This window comes from Escherichia sp. KCJ4928 (assembly GCF_004352695.1).
Classification (GTDB): Bacteria; Pseudomonadota; Gammaproteobacteria; order Enterobacterales; family Enterobacteriaceae; genus ECMA0423.
Map to the genome: position 1 here is coordinate 1 of NZ_SJWV01000741.1, position 265 is coordinate 265.

At 49.1% G+C, this 265-nt stretch carries 1 rRNA gene; it reads right to left on the reverse strand.

The features are described from left to right. Positions 1-217 (reverse strand): 16S ribosomal RNA (locus tag E0D98_RS26540); the annotation flags it as partial. Positions 218-265: the final 48 nt, after the last annotated feature.

A 265-nucleotide genomic window follows, 5' to 3' on the forward strand; every position in this document is an offset into this window, starting at 1 on the left:
GAGGCCCGAAGGTCCCCCTCTTTGGTCTTGCGACGTTATGCGGTATTAGCTACCGTTTCCAGTAGTTATCCCCCTCCATCAGGCAGTTTCCCAGACATTACTCACCCGTCCGCCACTCGTCAGCGAAGCAGCAAGCTGCTTCCTGTTACCGTTCGACTTGCATGTGTTAGGCCTGCCGCCAGCGTTCAATCTGAGCCATGATCAAACTCTTCAATTTAAAAGTTTGATGCTCAAAGAATTAAACTTCGTAATGAATTACGTGTTC